The 16,745-nt window shown below is 35.7% G+C and carries 16 protein-coding genes; 4 read left to right on the forward strand and 12 right to left on the reverse strand.

Annotation, left to right across the window (positions count from 1 at the left end; translation table 11 throughout):
- Nucleotides 1-22: 22 nt before the first annotated feature.
- Entirely contained in the window at nucleotides 23-1,099 is a 1,077-nt protein-coding gene (gene cydB / locus M2326_RS04185; RefSeq protein WP_264618296.1) for a cytochrome d ubiquinol oxidase subunit II, read from the forward strand.
- A gap of 89 nt (nucleotides 1,100-1,188) precedes the next feature.
- Nucleotides 1,189-1,737 (forward strand): hypothetical protein, encoded by a 549-nt coding sequence (locus M2326_RS04190; RefSeq protein WP_264618297.1) that lies wholly within the window; start codon nucleotides 1,189-1,191, stop codon nucleotides 1,735-1,737.
- A 256-nt stretch (nucleotides 1,738-1,993) separates the two neighbouring features.
- Here M2326_RS04190 and M2326_RS04195 read toward each other — a convergent pair whose 3' ends face one another.
- Nucleotides 1,994-2,779: a sulfite exporter TauE/SafE family protein gene (locus M2326_RS04195; RefSeq protein ID WP_264618298.1), complete on the reverse strand. Its 786-nt coding sequence runs from the start codon at nucleotides 2,777-2,779 to the stop codon at nucleotides 1,994-1,996.
- 62 nt (nucleotides 2,780-2,841) lie between these two features.
- Entirely contained in the window at nucleotides 2,842-3,474 is a 633-nt protein-coding gene (locus tag M2326_RS04200) for a Crp/Fnr family transcriptional regulator (RefSeq protein ID WP_264618299.1), read from the reverse strand.
- A 209-nt stretch (nucleotides 3,475-3,683) separates the two neighbouring features.
- Here M2326_RS04200 and M2326_RS04205 point away from each other — a divergent pair, with 209 nt between their 5' ends.
- Entirely contained in the window at nucleotides 3,684-3,989 is a 306-nt protein-coding gene (locus M2326_RS04205; RefSeq protein ID WP_264618300.1) for a rhodanese-like domain-containing protein, read from the forward strand.
- Between the two features lie 70 nt (nucleotides 3,990-4,059).
- Nucleotides 4,060-5,640 (forward strand): NADP-dependent glyceraldehyde-3-phosphate dehydrogenase, encoded by a 1,581-nt coding sequence (locus M2326_RS04210; RefSeq protein ID WP_264618301.1) that lies wholly within the window; start codon nucleotides 4,060-4,062, stop codon nucleotides 5,638-5,640.
- A 438-nt stretch (nucleotides 5,641-6,078) separates the two neighbouring features.
- Here M2326_RS04210 and M2326_RS04215 read toward each other — a convergent pair whose 3' ends face one another.
- The 10 genes from M2326_RS04215 to M2326_RS04260 all read right to left on the reverse strand — a co-directional run bounded on the left by M2326_RS04215 (nucleotide 6,079) and on the right by M2326_RS04260 (nucleotide 16,738).
- Nucleotides 6,079-7,524: an MFS transporter gene (locus tag M2326_RS04215; RefSeq protein ID WP_264618302.1), complete on the reverse strand. Its 1,446-nt coding sequence runs from the start codon at nucleotides 7,522-7,524 to the stop codon at nucleotides 6,079-6,081.
- A 42-nt stretch (nucleotides 7,525-7,566) separates the two neighbouring features.
- On the reverse strand, nucleotides 7,567-8,979 hold the full coding sequence (uxaC, locus tag M2326_RS04220) for a glucuronate isomerase (RefSeq protein ID WP_264618303.1): 1,413 nt from the start codon (nucleotides 8,977-8,979) through the stop codon (nucleotides 7,567-7,569).
- A gap of 8 nt (nucleotides 8,980-8,987) precedes the next feature.
- A complete protein-coding gene (gene uxuA / locus M2326_RS04225; protein ID WP_264618304.1) occupies nucleotides 8,988-10,145 on the reverse strand; it encodes a mannonate dehydratase in 1,158 nt (385 codons plus the stop codon).
- Nucleotides 10,146-10,199: 54 nt separating this feature from the next.
- Entirely contained in the window at nucleotides 10,200-11,012 is an 813-nt protein-coding gene (locus M2326_RS04230; protein WP_264618305.1) for an SDR family oxidoreductase, read from the reverse strand.
- Between the two features lie 546 nt (nucleotides 11,013-11,558).
- Nucleotides 11,559-11,708: a hypothetical protein gene (locus M2326_RS04235; RefSeq protein WP_264618306.1), complete on the reverse strand. Its 150-nt coding sequence runs from the start codon at nucleotides 11,706-11,708 to the stop codon at nucleotides 11,559-11,561.
- 70 nt (nucleotides 11,709-11,778) lie between these two features.
- Entirely contained in the window at nucleotides 11,779-12,513 is a 735-nt protein-coding gene (locus M2326_RS04240) for a LytR/AlgR family response regulator transcription factor (RefSeq protein ID WP_264618307.1), read from the reverse strand.
- 3 nt (nucleotides 12,514-12,516) lie between these two features.
- A complete protein-coding gene (locus M2326_RS04245) occupies nucleotides 12,517-13,551 on the reverse strand; it encodes a sensor histidine kinase (protein ID WP_264618308.1) in 1,035 nt (344 codons plus the stop codon).
- Between the two features lie 4 nt (nucleotides 13,552-13,555).
- Complete coding sequence (locus M2326_RS04250) at nucleotides 13,556-14,776, reverse strand: ABC transporter permease (protein WP_264618309.1); 1,221 nt, start codon at nucleotides 14,774-14,776, stop codon at nucleotides 13,556-13,558.
- A 2-nt stretch (nucleotides 14,777-14,778) separates the two neighbouring features.
- Complete coding sequence (locus M2326_RS04255) at nucleotides 14,779-15,522, reverse strand: ABC transporter ATP-binding protein (RefSeq protein WP_264618310.1); 744 nt, start codon at nucleotides 15,520-15,522, stop codon at nucleotides 14,779-14,781.
- A gap of 19 nt (nucleotides 15,523-15,541) precedes the next feature.
- Entirely contained in the window at nucleotides 15,542-16,738 is a 1,197-nt protein-coding gene (locus M2326_RS04260; protein ID WP_264618311.1) for an efflux RND transporter periplasmic adaptor subunit, read from the reverse strand.
- Between the last annotated feature and the right edge of the window lie 7 nt (nucleotides 16,739-16,745).

Here is a 16,745-nt window from a genome sequence, read left to right on the forward strand (position 1 = left end):
TTAATGATATAAACATATTGATATGGAATTCTTTTGGTATATAGTATTAATCGTTATTTTGGGGACTTATGTAGTTCTCGATGGCTATGATTTTGGGGCAGGAATTATTCACTTATTTTTTGCCAAAACAGAAAAACAGAAAAAAGCAATTACCAACTCTATTGGCCCATTTTGGGACGCCAATGAAGTTTGGTTAATTGCAGGAGGTGGAATCTTATTTTATGCTTTTCCAACCTTGTACGCAGCTTCATTTAGTGGGTTTTACCTCCCGCTAATTATGATTTTATGGTTGCTTATTTTTAGAGCAATCGGTTTAGAATTGCGTGGGCAGTTCCACCACCACATGTGGGAAGCCGTTTGGGACAAAGCCTTCGGTATCGCGAGTTTATTATTAGCCTTATTCTTCGGTATGGCGTTAGGAAATGTTGTTCGAGGAGTAAATTTAGGCATGGTGGTCAATGGAGTTTCCACTCAAGAACCGCACTTTTTCTTTTTGCCTTTATGGAACGACAGTTTGAGCCCACAAAGTCCTCAACTCGGAATTATAGACTGGTTTACCCTCTTTTTAGGTGTTGTGAGCGTAGTTGCTTTGATGATTCACGGAGCCAATTGGATAATTTATAAAACGAGTTCAGACCTTAATCCAAAGTTGAAAGACGTTATCTACAAACTGAACTTTGTTTTGCTTGGACTTGTAATTGTTTCACTTTCCGTTTGGCACATTATCGAGAAAGAACCCTTTCATAACTTTATCGAAAACCCCATTCTTTTCATTTTTCCACTAATTACGTTTGTGGGATTGTTTGGGTTGTTCAAGGTCAAATCTTTCAAAAAAGATGGTACTGGATTTGTATTTTCAACTCTTTTCCTAGTTGGTGGATTTACATCAACTACCGCTTCAATTTTTCCAGAGGTATTGCCTTCGACCAATAGTGTCAATCCATCCTTAACGATTTACAACGTTGCCAATGAACCTTACGCGCTGTCTGTTGGCGTGTATTGGTTTGCCGTTGCCTTTGTTTTGGTCATCGCTTATTTTATAATACAGTATAAAGTATTTAGTGGTAAAATGGATGATGTTGGATATGGTGAACATTAATTTTAGCGTCCACCTTTTCGTAAAAATTAAGAGTCAGGCTTTACAAAAAAAACACAAAAATGAAATTATAGATTGTAATAACTTTAATTATGAAAACAATAAGAAATACGATTGCAGTAATAGCAGTCTTTACAATAACCAGTGTTAATGCGCAAATAGATTTACCAAAACTAAAAGAAAAATTAGTGATTCAGGAGCAACAAATTTCTGCTTTAACAAAAGAAAATATATATTATAAAGAGGCTCTAAATTTAACCCAAAGCACTATACAAACAGAAATTGAAAGTATTAGATATCAAATTAATTCGGTTATTGGAGATAAGCAAAATAAAATGCTAGTAATCGAAGGATTATTTACGAATCAGGGAGAAGCGCTTAAAGCATTACAAGTTGTGGGCGCTGCAGCAATCGACCCTAAAGGTATTCAGCATGAAACTTATATTGTTTCTTTAGCCAATGAAAGTGTGAGAGTTGAAAATGTCTATACAGATATACCAATGAAATTTACGATAACTTTTAAAGATTTTGATACTGATATTCCCTTGATTAGACTATTTTCTTTAGATGTGTATTCTAATGGTCAGTTTGCTAAAAAAATTAGTGGGAAGTTTGAAAATTTAAATATTACTTGGAAATAATAGTGGCATAGTACATTATACCAAAATTAATAAGATAAAAAAGCCTCATTTTTTAAAAAAATGAGGCTTTTTCATTATGAAGGAACTCATCTAAGTGACTTAAATTTCAGATAGACTAAAGTGTTTTAATTGTTTTAAAATACTTGCGGTTTTTATAAATAACAAACAATTTTTTTTAGTATTAATGGAAAGATATGCTGAATCTTCACAATTTCGGGTTTTTAATAGACAGGACCTTAGCAGCAAATTATTTTAACTAAAAGAAAAGTTCCTTTGTGATGATGTAAACTCCCATTAGAAGTACAAACCATCCAAAAATTGGTTTGAGTTTATTACCATCAATCTTTTTGGAGAGTTGAACACCAATTAAAAGACCGATAAAGGCGATGCAAGATATTTCGAGTAAAAAAGTGTAATCTACGGGTGTGCCGATGTATAAATCACCTGCGAAACCAATGGCCGAATTAATAAAAATAATTAGTAATGAAGTTCCAACGGCTTGCTTCATAGGTAGATTAGCAAAAAAAAGTAGAGCAGGAATAATCAAAAAACCACCTCCAGCTCCTAAGAATCCAGTAACAATACCTACCAGAAAACCAATCAATGCTAGTTGTGAAAAGTTGGTTTTAGGATTATTAACAATCATATTTTTATCTTTTATCATCGAAAGTGCGGCAGCAATCATTAAGATTGAGAATACAATCATAATGAGTAAATTCTTGGATACTGCGTAAGAAGCTACGGTAAAGAGAGTCGATGCAATTTGCGGAAAAATAACTTCACGGATGATTAAGATGGAAACAATGGAAGGCAACGCAAAGTAGATTGCTGTTTTGAGGTTGAGGTTTCCTAATTTATAATGGCTATATCCCCCAAATAAGGATGTAGCACCTACAATAAATAAGGAGTAACTGGTAGCTAGCTCAGGATCAACTTTAAACAAGTAAACTAAAATAGGTATAGTTAAAATGGATCCACCACCTCCAATGAGCCCTAATGAAAGTCCGATTATGATCGATGCAAAGTATCCTAAATATTCCATTTGTTTTTTTTACAAAGTTCAAATTTATTATAAAGGTGTACAGTAACATTTATCACATTGCATTACTTAATAGCTATGAGTTCGATATTATTGCGGTGTAATTTTACTAGTCCTCTCTGTTCCATTTTTTTTAATAATCGAGAAATTACTTCACGTGATGTGTTGAGTTCTGTACCAATTTCTTGATGCGATATTTTTAACATGTTACAACCGCAAGCTTCTTGGTGACGCTTGAGGTAAAACTCCAAACGTTCGTCCATGGCTCTAAAAGCGATGCTGTCTACTACTTCCAACACTTCTTCAAAACGACTGCGGTAGGTTTCGATAACAAATTCGTACCAAGAACGGTATTCCATCATCCATTGGTCCATTAGCGAAAGCGGAATCATAATCAATTCAGCATCCTCGACTACTTTGGCCATGATTTGACTGGTTTTGTTTCGGGTGGCGCAAATCATTGATATGGCACAAGCTTGACCAGGTTGTAAATAATACATGAAAAATTCTTCGCCGTTATCGCCTTCACGATAGACTTTGACTTGTCCTTTGGTAACCAAAACAGTATTTTTGATGTATTGACCCGTTCTCATGATTACTTCGCCAGCGGGAATATTCTTTATAGTTGCATTATGTTCTACTGAAAGAAGAAGTTCACTTGAAAAGGAAGGGAAGAGATTTTGCATTGACGTAGACATCTAAAAGTATTTTATTCAAATATAATGAACTTATTACTTTTTTTATAATTAAGTATCAAAATTAAAAAGGCGCATATAAATTTTAAGTTTATTAGTTGTTGATTAGTAATGACTTGTAGTTACTAAGTCGTTTTCGTTATTCATAATGTCATAAAATAAATGTTTTTTATTTTGTAAAAACGTTGTATTTTTGAGAAAAACAGCTAATTATGAATTTATCACAAGAAGATTGGGTTGCTCAGTTAGAATCAGACGAGAATGTTGTAATTCTTGATGTACGAACTGATGATGAGGTTAATGAAGGTATGATTCCAAATGCCATTAACATTGACATTCATAGAGGTCAAGACTTTATTACAGAAATAGAGGCATTGGACAAAAATAAAAAGTATTATGTGTATTGTCGTTCAGGAGCAAGAAGCGGAAAAGCTTGTGAAATAATGAATGAATTGGGATTTGAATACGCATACAATCTGCTTGGCGGAATGCTAGAGTGGAATGGAGAAATTGAATAAGTATTAAAAAAAGAGGGTAATTCCTCTTTTTTTAGTTTTATATAAACACTACAAAAAACAACAAAAAAAGATGAACGCAATTCCAGAAGAATATCAAATTAAAGAAATTTTAAACCAAGACACTTATTTAGTCAATGGTGAATTAAAAAAATGGACAGGACAAACTACAGCGGTTTTTTCTACCATATCTTCAACGGCTGTTTATGGACCTACCTTATTAGGATCTATTCCGTTTATGGGAGAGAAAGAAGCGCATGAAGCTGTTGATGCTGCCGCGGCTGCTTTTGATCACGGTCAAGGTAAATGGCCAACTATGAAAGTAGTAGATCGTATCAAATGTATGCAGAATTTTGTGAAACAAATGAAAGAAACGCGTACGGAAGTGGTGAAGTTGCTTATGTGGGAAATTGGAAAATCACTTGGAGATTCTGAAAAAGAATTTGATAGAACAGTTGAGTACATTAATGATACCATTGATAGTTACAAAGAATTGAACAGTCGTAGCGCACATTTTTCCAAAGTACAAGGTGTAAACGCTATGGTACGTAGAAGTCCGCTTGGAGTAGTATTGTGTCTAGGGCCTTACAATTATCCATTGAATGAGACTTTCTCTTTGTTGATTCCAGCTTTGATTATGGGAAACCCTGTAATTTTTAAGCCTGCTAAACATGGCGTATTGTTAATTTCTCCATTATTAGAAGCGTTTAGAAATAGTTTTCCAAAAGGAGCTATCAATATATTATACGGTAGAGGTAGAGAAGTAGCTGCTCCAGTAATGCAATCAGGTAAAGTGGATATATTAGCATTGATTGGTAACAGTAAGTCGGCTATTGCTTTACAAGATCAACACCCTAATAAAAACCGTTTGCGTTTGGTATTAGGATTAGAAGCAAAAAACCCAGCAATTATTTTACCCGAAGCAGATTTAGATTTAGCCATTAGCGAATGTCTTGCAGGAACATTGTCTTTTAACGGACAACGTTGTACAGCATTAAAAGTATTGTATGTTCATGAATCGATTGCAGAAGAGTTCAACAAGCGTTTCTCTGAAAAAGTAGATAATTTAGTTTTTGGTAATCCTTGGGAAAAAGGAGTTTCTTTGACACCTCTTCCTGAAAAAGAAAAACCTGCATATATTCAAGAATTAATTGATGATGCAACTAGCAAAGGGGCAAAAATAATTAATGCAAAAGGAGGTCAACATTCAGACAATTATATCTTTCCTGCCGTCTTATTTCCTATCAATAAAGAAATGAGAGTGTATAAGGAAGAACAATTTGGACCCGTTGTGCCTATTATGACCTTTAAAGATATTCAAGAGCCTTTAAAAGATATGGCAGAATCAAATTATGGACAACAAGTAAGTTTGTTTGGGAAAAATGCCAAAACGATAGCGCCACTTATAGATTCCTTAGTAAATTTAGTAAGCCGAGTGAATTTGAATAGTTCTTGTCAAAGAGGACCAGATGTTTTCCCTTTTACAGGTCGTAAGGATTCTGCTGTAGGAACATTAAGTATTCATGATGCGTTGCGTTCTTTCTCTATTAGAACTTTTGTAGCTTCAAAAGATAATAGTTATAATAATGCTATTTTACAAGAATTACTAGATAGTAAAGAATCTAATTTCATTAATACCGATTACATTTTGTAATTAAATATTCTATATCCATTTCTGGTACCTCCTTATTATTATTATAGTAAGGAGGTTTTTTTATGTCCTAATTTTTATATTTTACACTTGATCTCTTTCTTTAAAATTAGTCATGCTATTTATGTTTTTTTCTTAACTAATTATGAATCAATTTTTAATTAACCAATAGTATAGCTGTAGATTGAATACTTTAAAAAAAATAACAAGCGCTTTAATTTATGAAAAACTTATTTTACTGTTTCTCATAGTTTACACCTCTACTATAAATGTTCAGACTAATAAAATTAAAATTTCAGGATCAGTATTTGATAAAATGAGGATGTCTATTTCTAACACTATCTACTGCTACAGAGAGTAAGTCCAACGGAAGATAAAAGGAGCTAATAATACGATTGTAATAATTAATACCTTTTTAATAAATTGGTAAGCCCAAGTAGATTATAAATCAGTGATAGGAGCATATTTTGGAACTAAGATTTTCATCACAGACCAACCGACTAAATAACAAACGGCACAAGCAGAGAAAATGATAAAATATCCTGCTTCGATGCCGTGAAAGCCCATGAAATCCATTTCGGTTACGGTTGCATAATCAAATAAAAGTCCCGAGCTTTTGTTGATTATAGTAGAACCTACTCCTCCGGCCAAACCACCAATTCCGGTGATGGTTGCAATGGCTTTTTTGGGAAACATATCACCAACAGTGGTAAATATATTGGCAGACCACGCTTGGTGAGCCGCTCCTGCGATACCAATGATGATAACGGGTATCCAGTAGGTAATGTGTCCTAATGGCTGTGCAATTAATGCTAATAATGGGAAAAAGGCGAAAATTAACATGGATCGCATTCTACCAGCATACGGATCCATTCCTTTTTTTTCTACAAAATAGGTAGGTAACCATCCTCCAACAATAGAAAGTAAAGTAATCATATATAATACAAATAATGGGAAAGCAGCATCAGTTGAATTCATGCCATAAACAGAACTCAAATAAGCAGGTGTCCAGTATAAAAAGAACCACCACACACCATCGGTCATGAACTTACCAAAGGCAAACGCCCAAGTTTGTCTGTATTTTAAGCATTGTTTCAGGGATACTTTTGCGGTTGTCTCAGGTATGTATCCCTCTAGTTTGCTAGCTGCAATATCGTCTTGTTGAATGTATTCTAATTCGGCAGCAGTTACTTTTGGATGTTTTTCGGGTTTGTCATACATGAAAATCCAAAATCCCATCCATCCAAAACCTAAGGCTCCAATGATGATAAAAGCCATTTCCCACCCATAAGCTTTGGCGATAAACGGAATTGTAATGGGTGCTGCCAAAGCTCCTACTGTTGCTCCAGCATTGAAAATACTGGTAGAGAAGGCCCTGTCTTTTTTAGGAAAATATTCGGCTGTTGTTTTGATGGAAGCAGGGAAATTTCCGGCTTCACCTAAGGCTAACACAAAACGGGCAAAGATAAATAGGGTAACACTCACATTGATTACCATTCCGGTATCGTTGATATTTTCAATGATTTCTTTGGCACCACCAAAACTCACAAACCAATTACCAGTGATGATTCCAGAAGTTGCAATTCCGCAAAAGGCGTGCAAACAAGCACCTATAGACCAGATACCAATTGCCCATAGAAATCCTTTTTTGGTATCTAGCCAATCTACAAATCGTCCTGCAAATAATAAAGATACAGCGTAAAATATAGAAAACAAGGCTGTTATGTTTCCGTAATCATTATTGGTCCAATGAAATTCGGGAGCAATAAAATCGCTCCATGTCAAGGATAGTACTTGTCGGTCAAGGTAATTGATGGTGGTTGCAAAAAACAGCAATCCACAAATGGACCAGCGGTACTTTCCAACGTTTTGGTTTTGGTTAATCATAATTTTTTTTTTAATTTAATAGTTTACAATTTTTAAAAGAAATTATTCTTTTGAAAAATTAAAATACTGGACTGCATTTTGACTGCAGATGTTGGTTACGAGATTACCGATGAGTTGCATATCATTTGGTAGTTCTCCTTTTTCGACTTCTTCACCCAAAACATTACACAGAATGCGTCGGAAATATTCGTGACGCGGGAACGATAGAAAGCTTCTAGAATCGGTCAACATTCCGACAAAACGACCTAGTAACCCAAAGTTAGAAAGGACGTTTAATTGTTTTTCCATGCCGTCTTTTTGGTCCAAGAACCACCAAGCGGCACCGTATTGCATTTTTCCAGCGACAGAACCATCGTTAAAGTTGGCTACCATTGCTGCAATCATTTCGTTGTCACGAGGGTTGAGGTTGTAGACAATCGTTTTGGCCAAGGCGTTTTCGATGCTTAATCGACCAAAAAAGCGACTCATGTTTTCGGCCATAATTTGGTCTCCGATAGAATCGAATCCTTGGTCTGGTCCTAAAGCCTCCATCATTTTGGCATTGTTGTTTCGAATGGTACCTACGTGAAATTGCTGCACCCACGATTTACTGTGGTTCATAGTCGCAATTTTGTTGAGTAATGCCGATTTGTATTTTTCGATTTCCAAAGAAGTTAATGATTCCAATTGCAATCCTTTTTTGAAAATAGTGTCGACTTCTTCTTCTGAGAAATCGGCTCCATAATAATTAGAATGTCCGTGATCGGATATGCGACTACCCACTTCATGAAAATAATCGTGACGTTCTGCTATCGCTTTTACCAAGGTCAAATAATTTTGAATCGAATACCCAACGACCGCTTCTAATTTATAAATCCAATCTACAAAAGCTTGTCCTTTCTCGATTTCAGTAGCTTTATCAGGTCTGAATGTTGGTAGAACAGCGATTCCAAAACCTTCTTCTTTTAATTGTTTGTGGTAGGCTAAATTATCTGTAGGATCATCTGTAGTTCCCACCATTTTGACATTCATTTTCAGCAATAAATTTCGAACACTATATTCAGGTGTTTTTAAAAGCTCGTTGCAAGTATGAAAAATTCTTTCGGCAGATTCGGCGTTTAGTAATTCGGTAATTCCAAAATAATTTTTTAGTTCTAAATGTGTCCATTGATATAACGGATTCCTTAAAGTGTAGGGAAGGGTTTCGGCATATTTTTTGAATTTTTCCAAATCGGAAGCATCACCAGTGATGTATTTTTCGTCAATACCATTGGCACGCATAGCTCTATATTTATAGTGATCGCCTTCGATCCACAATTGGGTAATGTTTTCAAACTGACGATCTTCGGCTATGTCCTTTGGGGATAAATGATTGTGATAATCATAAATGGGTTGCTGTTTAGCGTATTCATGGTACAACTTTTTGGCAACCTCATTATGCAGTAAAAAATCTTCGGTGATGAATGTTTGTGACATAATTATTTTTATAAACTTCTTTTAATTCCTACTTCAAGACCACGTAATTCAGCAAGACCACGTAAGCGACCAATTCCTGAATAACCTGGGTTTGTTTTTTTGTTCAAATCATCCAACATCTGGTGTCCGTGATCGGGACGCATCGGAATAATTCGGCCAGTTTCTTTTTCTTTTTTGATAATTGATTTTACCACTTCGTACATATCAACGTCACCTTCTAGATGATTGGCTTCATAGAAATTCCCTTCAGCATCGCGTTGTGTACTTCTCAAATGGATAAAGTTCATTTTAGCACCATGACGGTCTACAATTCCGGGTAGGTCATTCTCAGCAATAACTCCGTACGAACCCGTACACATTGTGAATCCGTTGGAAGGAGAATCAATAGCTTCTAATAATTGTTTCAAATCCGCTTCGGTACTTACCACTCTTGGTAAACCTAAAATAGGGTAGGGTGGATCATCAGGGTGTATGGCCATTTTTACACCGGCACTCTCCGCCACAGGGATGATTTCGCGTAAAAAATAGTATAAATTTTCTTTTAATTTGGCTGCATCAATTCCATCATATCCTTGTAGCACTTTCAAGAAGTCTTCTACAGAATAGGATTCTTCTGCACCAGGTAAACCTGCGATAATATTTTGTTGTAATTTAATTTTATCAGCATCTGTCAGTTTTTCGAAAGTAGCTTTAGCTTTTACTTTTTGAGCTTCGGTATACGTTTCTTCTGCTCCTGGTCTTTTTAGAATAAACAATTCAAAAGCGGCAAATTCATTTACATCAAAACGCAATGCTTTGGAACCATCTTCTACTTCGTACGACAAGTCAGTTCTTGACCAATCCAAAACAGGCATAAAATTATAACAAACGATATCAATTCCACAAGTTGCTAAGTTTTTGATACTTTGCTTGTAGTTCTCTATATATTTTAAATAATCTCCAGATTGTTTTTTGATGTCTTCATGAACGGGAATACTTTCTACCACAGACAAAGTCAATCCAGCAGCTTCGACTTCGTTTTTGCGTTTCATGATTTCATCCACTTCCCATACTTGTCCGTTTTTGATATGATGTAAAGCAGTAACAATTCCGGTAGCACCAGCTTGTCTTGCATCTGATAATTTTACGGGGTCATTTGGTCCGTACCATCTCCATGTTTGTTCCATTGTGTTATTTATGTTTAATGATAACCTCTATTTTCAATTCCACTTTTAATTTGATTAGATGCTTTTAGCTCCAAAACCTCCATCCACGTGTACGACTATGCCGGTAACAAATTTGGATGCTTCGCTGCACAACCATATTAATGTACCGTTAAGGTCTTCAGGATTCCCAAAACGTCCCATTGGGGTTTTTGAGATAATTGTTTCACCTCGGGAAGTTAGACTTCCGTCAGGAGCAAGTAGGAGCGCCTTGTTTTGTTCGCCAATAAAAAAACCGGGAGCAATGGCATTTACGCGGATTCCTTCGCCGTATTTTGTAGCCATTTCAACCGCCATCCAACGGGTAAAATTATCAATTGCTGCCTTGGATGCGGAGTAGCCTACAACACGAGTCAGAGGACGATCTGCTGCAGCCGATGAGATATTTATGATTACGCCATTTTTTTGGTTGGCAAACAATTCAGCAAAAACTTTTGATGGAAGCATTGTTCCCATGACATTTAGATCTAGTACTTTTTGTAAATCTTCTTGTTTTGCATTAAAGAAATCTTGATCAGGCATTATGGTTGCACCAGGCATATTTCCGCCAGCAGCATTGATAAGAATGTCTAGTTTGCCATAAGTAGTAACGATATGCTGTTTTGCTTTTTCTAAATCACTTTCGTTCAAAACATCGGTAACAATTGCAAATGCTTGCCCTCCGTTTGCTTGAATGGTAGCAACCATTTGATCAAGTTTTTCGGGAGTTCTACCCATAACGCCTACGATTGCTCCATTTTGTGCCAATGCTTGTGCCATATTTCCACCCAAAACGCCACCGCCGCCGGTGACCAATGCTATTTTTCCGTTGAGATCGAATGTTTTATTCATAGTGATTGTTTTTTGTATTCAATTGATTGCACTTTTTTGTATTACTATTATTATTCATCATTTTAAAATAAAAATTATAATAATTACTTATTATGTGTACGCACACGGTTGTTGCGAATATATGTAAAAAGTTAGGTAAATTATGGTATATGAAATAAAAAAACTCAATTTTTAAAGATATTACAATAATTTGGCTTTAAGTACTTGATAATAGTAATTACTATTGGTTGAGGTACTTATTAGTGTTTAATAAGGTATCCTAACTTTTATTTAAATAGAAAAGGAGATCTATGTATAGGTATTGTCGAGTAAGTTCTAGTAGACTTAATTTAGAAATTAAATACCCGCGAGTATGTTTTGGATTCGCAAAGTTATACTAGCCTGACAATCCTTTTTTAATTTATAAAAAGGATAATGTTACTAAATTAAGAGTTGATTTTCATCTAACAAGAAATTAATCATAGTGCCACAAATTAGATAATATGAGGTTATAATTTATAGTAGGGAATGATACAATACAATATAATAAGAGGGTATTCTAATCAACTAATATGACATTACTTCAAAAGCACTTTGATGTGTAATTTTTGTGTCAGTTTTTACAGGATTCAATGTTTGTTTTTTATATTTTATTTCGGTTTCGAATGTAGCACTTTCCCATTCGGCAGTTGTAAAAGTAAAATCATTCCTATTCAATTTTTGCTCGCTAATTTGTAGTTGTTCTGAACGAATTAATCCGATGGTTTTTGTTCTACATAAAATCCGTTTAGAGTGAATTTGAATTAATATATTCTAAAAAACCAGGTTTGTATTGTTCTGCAATCGTAATTCGTTGGTTATTGATGATGATTTGACTTCTTTCGACCACTTCAATATGTTTCAAAGCGATAATAAAAGAACGATGTACTCTCATAAAAGTGTTCTCTGGGAGTTCTTCCTGCAATGATTTGAGACTCATGAGCGTTAAAATAGGTTTAGGATTATTGACCAACCAAATTTTGATATAGTCCTTTAAACCTTCAAAATACAATACATCGGCAAGTGTAATGCGCAACTGCTTGTATTCACTTTTGACAAACAAGAATTCTTTTTCCTCAGAGACGGATGCTGCTGCTAATTTAGATCCGTTTATCATGGAAAACCAAGTGCTTGCTTTTTTGGCTGCAGCCAAAAACTCGGCATAGTCAAACGGCTTCAATAAATAGTCAAGCGCTTCTACCTTAAAACCTTCAAGCGCATATTGATCAAAGGCGGTAGTGAATATAATCCTAGTGGTTTTCGGAATCATTTTTGAAAATTCTATTCCACTTAGATCGGGCATCTGAATATCCAAAAATAAAAGATCAACGGTTTCTTCTTTTATAAATTCTAGTGCATCAATTGCATTTGAGCACTTTTTTTTGAGTACCAAAAAAGGTGTTTTGTTTACATAACTTTCGACCAAATTGAGCGCCATAGGTTCGTCATCTACGATCATACAGCTAATTTTTAGATTATTCATTTTCTAAGTTGTTTCGATTTCTAGTTGTACGATAAATAAGTCGTCTTTTATTAAAGTATTGAATGTGTGTTTGTTGGGGTATAATAATTTCAAACGCTGCTCAAGATTTGTCAAGCCTATACCTGAACCACTTTTATCATCCGATTGTTTAGGGAAATTCTGGTTTTCGATACTAAATAAAATTGTTTTTTGGTGCGTTGTCATTTGAATTTTAATGTGACTTTCTTTATTAGCAGAGACACCATGTTTAAAGGCGTTTTCGATTAAAGAAATAAAAAGCAAAGGAGCGACTTGAATCGAGTTTGCTTCGGTAGGGAATTGGTATGATACAGACGTTTTTTCGGAAACCCGAAGTTTCATAAGATCAATGTACTTCTTCAAAAAATCAGTTTCTTTGGACAAAGGAACGAGTTCAGAATTGGTTTCATACAACATATAACGCATTAATTTGCTTAAACTATGTATCGCTTTTTTGGCTTCATCTGGTGAAATATCCACCATAGAATAGATGTTATTCAAAGAATTAAAAAAGAAATGTGGCTGAAGCTGGTAGTGCAAATGTTGTAGCTCTGATTGTAATTTGAACTGCGCAGCTTCTTGGTGATCTGCCTCAGTTTTAATGTAGCGTTGGGTAGTTTTGATAGCTATTGCAAATAACAAAGGAGCCAGATAAGATAGCATCTGAATATACATAAACATTCTAAAAGGTGGTCCTTCGGATTTATTAAATTCATTTTTTTTTATTAATTCACGATAAAATGAATCATCTATTTGATCTTTTAAAATTATAAAAAAAGTAATAAGTAGCATATTGACACCAATAAATACTAATGTACGTCGAGTAAAAAGAAACCGATCGATAATCACAAAATAATTGAGGTAGAATATAACAGCATAAAACCCTATCGGAATCCAAAAATGAGCAATTGTTCTAATCAAATCAGATGACTTGCCAAGAGATAGTACATAGGGCATACTAAAAAGGATAAACCAAATTAGTAGGTGCGAAAAGATGTTTATTTTGTTGTTCTTGTACATGATTTTATTCGTATCGTAAGGCGGTTATGGGATCTAAAGCAGCAGCTTTTTTTGCAGGATAATAGCCGAAGAATATTCCGGTAACGGCACATACCAAAAAGGAAACAACGATAGAGTATAAAGCCACACTAGTGGGCCAATTTAAGAATTTTTCGATAAATACGGTTGTTCCAAGACCTAAAATAACCCCAAGTAGTCCACCTGTAATACTAATTAGAACGGCTTCGATCAAAAATTGCATCAAAATATCCGATCCTTTACCGCCTACGGCCATACGCAAACCGATTTCTTTGGTTCGTTCTTTGACCGAAACGTACATAATATTCATAATCCCTATACCTCCAATAAGCAAGGAGATACTTGCTACTGCAACAAGTAGTAACGTTAGCATCTCACTAGTTGAACTAAAGGTTGAAATTAATTCTTCCATTGATTTTACATCAAAGTCGTTATCTTCATTTTCGGTAAGTTTGTGTTGTGTACGTAGGATGTCTGTGACCTGTATTACGGCAGCAGGCGCATCGTCTTCACTAATGGCAGAGGCCACAACTTGGTTGATATAATCGATTGCCAAGATACGTTTTTGTACCGTAGTATAAGGCGCTATCACCACATCATCTTGATCTTGTCCAAATGTGTTTTCTCCTTTTTCCTCGAGTACACCTATTACTTTAAACGGAATTTTGTTAAAGCGGATCATTTGACCTACGGGATCAACTCCTTCTCCAAAGGCATTGTCAACCACGGTTTGTCCTAACAAGACTACTTTTGCAGCAGTTTGCACTTCATCCTCTGTGAACATACTTCCGCTTTTTAAATCCGTTGTTTTTATGGCTAGGTACTCGGTATTGATACCATAAATGGTAGATGGCCAGTTTTTGGATCCATTAATCACTTGTCCGCTACTGTTTACTAGTGGTGTGATATTGCTCAACAAAGTTGATTGTTCTTTTATGGCAAGATAATCTTTGAGTGTGAGGGTCTCCATAGTGCTTCCTTCTTGGCGAACACCTCCACGTTCATCAGCTCCTGGTTTAACGGTGATCATATTCGACCCCATGTTGGATATTGTAGTACGAATACTTTCTTTCGATCCTTCTCCAATTGCCAACATTGCGATTACAGATGCTACACCAATAATGATACCGAGCATGGTCAACAATGTTCGAACCTTGTTGAGTACAATGGCTTTGAGAGCGATTTTGAATAAATTTAGTAGTCTCATAATTAATGCTTTTCGGGTGGTAACTTGGCTAATTGCTCTGCAGCAGATAAGACATTTTTATTTTGGAAATCTTGAATAACGTTTCCGTCTTTCAAAACAATTGTACGATTGCTAAATGCTGCGATATCTGGCTCATGTGTTACAAATGTAATGGTGATACCTTGTTTGTTTAAATCCTGAAACAACGACATAATTTCGTATGAGGTGCGGGTGTCTAGGTTTCCTGTGGCCTCATCTGCAAGAATCATAACGGGGTTGTTAACCAGTGATCTGGCAATGGCTACTCGTTGTTGTTGACCTCCAGATAATTGAGAAGGAGTATGGTGTATTCGATCACCAAGACCTACCATTTGTAGCGCCTTTATTGCGCGTTCTCTGCGTTCTGATGTTGAGACTTTACTGTTGTACAGCAAGGGCAATTCTACATTTTCGATTGCTGAGGTTCGAGCTAGTAAATTATAGGACTGAAAAATGAATCCTATTTTTTCATTTCGAATGGTAGCCAATTCATTTCGACTTAAATTCTTTACTTGAACACCATCAATTTGATACAATCCTGATGTGGGTTGGTCCAAACAACCTAAAATGTTTAACATGGTACTTTTTCCAGAACCACTAGATCCCATAATGGTCACAAATTCTCCTTCCTGAATTGTAAACGATATGCCTTTGAGGGCATGAACCGTTTCGGTACCCATGGTGAATTCGCGTTTTAGGTTTTCGATTTTTATAATGTCTTTGCTCATAGTGTGTTATTTTTTTTACTTACCTAGATCGTTTTTGCATAAACGGACTTTCGCCTGCGGCATCTTTTTGACCATCAGCTACCACACTTTTTTTCAAACTATACAACAGCTTGTCACCCAGTTGAACGCCTGATATAATTTGAACATGAACACCATCATTTGCCCCCAAGGTTACTTGTTTTTGAGTAATTTCGCCGTTGGCTCCATAAACCCATACTTGATCGGTACCCTTGGCTGTTGTGTTTTTATTTTGGGGCTTGGGAGCTATATTTTGTTGTCTGTAATAGGCCATCAAAGTTTCATCTGCTGGGGAATAGTTGATTGCTTTTGCCTCTGTGGTTAGGATATTGCTAAGCTCCAAGGTGTAGATAGAAATTGTTGCAGTCAATCCAGGTTTTAATTTCAAATCTGGATTCTCGGCTTTTATGACAACGGTATAAGTAACTACATTTGAGGTTACAGTAGGGTCAAGTCGTACTTGTGTCACTTTACCATTAAAAATTTGTCCTTGATAGGCATCAACAGTAAATGTTACTCTTTGTCCCACTTTTACATCTCCAATATCGGCTTCGTCCACATCGGCCTCCACTTGCATTTCTTTTAAATCTTGTGCAATAGTAAATAGGGTAGGTGTGCTAAAGCTTGCTGCCACGGTTTGCCCTTCGTCAATTGCTTTTGATAGAATAACACCGTCAATTGGTGAGTAAATATTGGCGTAACTCAAATTGGTTTTGGATTGTTGCAAAGCCGATAATTTCTCTGTTACCGTACTTTTGGCTGTTTGTAAGTTATAGAAGGCTTCGTCATAATCGACTCTACTAATCACCTTGTTGTCATACAATGTTTTTTGTCTCGAAAAAACAGATTGCAAATAGGTGCGTTGTCCAAGCGCATTGTCATAAGCGGCTTGTGCTTGTGTGAGAGCGGCTTTCAAATTCGTCTTGTCTAATTCTGCAATAAGCTGACCTTCTTTTACAGGGCTATTGTAGTCAACGTATATTTTTTCGACCACACCAGATACCTGTGTCCCTACCTCAACTTGTGTTATGGGTTCAATTGTTCCTGTTGCAGTAATCATGGTAGTTACAGTACCAGTTGTTGCAGCAGTAGTTTTGGCTTCGATCAGAACGGCCTTATCATTTTTTATAAAGATGAAGGCAATCACAGCTGCTACTAGTACTAATAGGCTGCTTATTATTAGTTTCTTTTTATTCATGTTCGTG

It is taken from the genome of Flavobacterium psychraerolatum, from assembly GCF_025960985.1.
Taxonomy (GTDB): Bacteria; Bacteroidota; Bacteroidia; order Flavobacteriales; family Flavobacteriaceae; genus Flavobacterium.

Bases quoted from the DNA above. Each gene is read 5' to 3' on its own strand.
- cydB (WP_264618296.1), top strand. From the start codon at position 23: ATGGAATTCTTTTGGTATATAGTATTAATCGTTATTTTGGGGACTTAT.
- M2326_RS04190 (WP_264618297.1), top strand. From the start codon at position 1,189: ATGAAAACAATAAGAAATACGATTGCAGTAATAGCAGTCTTTACAATA.
- M2326_RS04195 (WP_264618298.1), bottom strand. From the start codon at position 2,779: ATGGAATATTTAGGATACTTTGCATCGATCATAATCGGACTTTCATTA.
- M2326_RS04200 (WP_264618299.1), bottom strand. From the start codon at position 3,474: ATGTCTACGTCAATGCAAAATCTCTTCCCTTCCTTTTCAAGTGAACTT.
- M2326_RS04205 (WP_264618300.1), top strand. From the start codon at position 3,684: ATGAATTTATCACAAGAAGATTGGGTTGCTCAGTTAGAATCAGACGAG.
- M2326_RS04210 (WP_264618301.1), top strand. From the start codon at position 4,060: ATGAACGCAATTCCAGAAGAATATCAAATTAAAGAAATTTTAAACCAA.
- M2326_RS04215 (WP_264618302.1), bottom strand. From the start codon at position 7,524: ATGATTAACCAAAACCAAAACGTTGGAAAGTACCGCTGGTCCATTTGT.
- uxaC (WP_264618303.1), bottom strand. From the start codon at position 8,979: ATGTCACAAACATTCATCACCGAAGATTTTTTACTGCATAATGAGGTT.
- uxuA (WP_264618304.1), bottom strand. From the start codon at position 10,145: ATGGAACAAACATGGAGATGGTACGGACCAAATGACCCCGTAAAATTA.
- M2326_RS04230 (WP_264618305.1), bottom strand. From the start codon at position 11,012: ATGAATAAAACATTCGATCTCAACGGAAAAATAGCATTGGTCACCGGC.
- M2326_RS04240 (WP_264618307.1), bottom strand. From the start codon at position 12,513: ATGAATAATCTAAAAATTAGCTGTATGATCGTAGATGACGAACCTATG.
- M2326_RS04245 (WP_264618308.1), bottom strand. From the start codon at position 13,551: ATGTACAAGAACAACAAAATAAACATCTTTTCGCACCTACTAATTTGG.
- M2326_RS04250 (WP_264618309.1), bottom strand. From the start codon at position 14,776: ATGAGACTACTAAATTTATTCAAAATCGCTCTCAAAGCCATTGTACTC.
- M2326_RS04255 (WP_264618310.1), bottom strand. From the start codon at position 15,522: ATGAGCAAAGACATTATAAAAATCGAAAACCTAAAACGCGAATTCACC.
- M2326_RS04260 (WP_264618311.1), bottom strand. From the start codon at position 16,738: ATGAATAAAAAGAAACTAATAATAAGCAGCCTATTAGTACTAGTAGCA.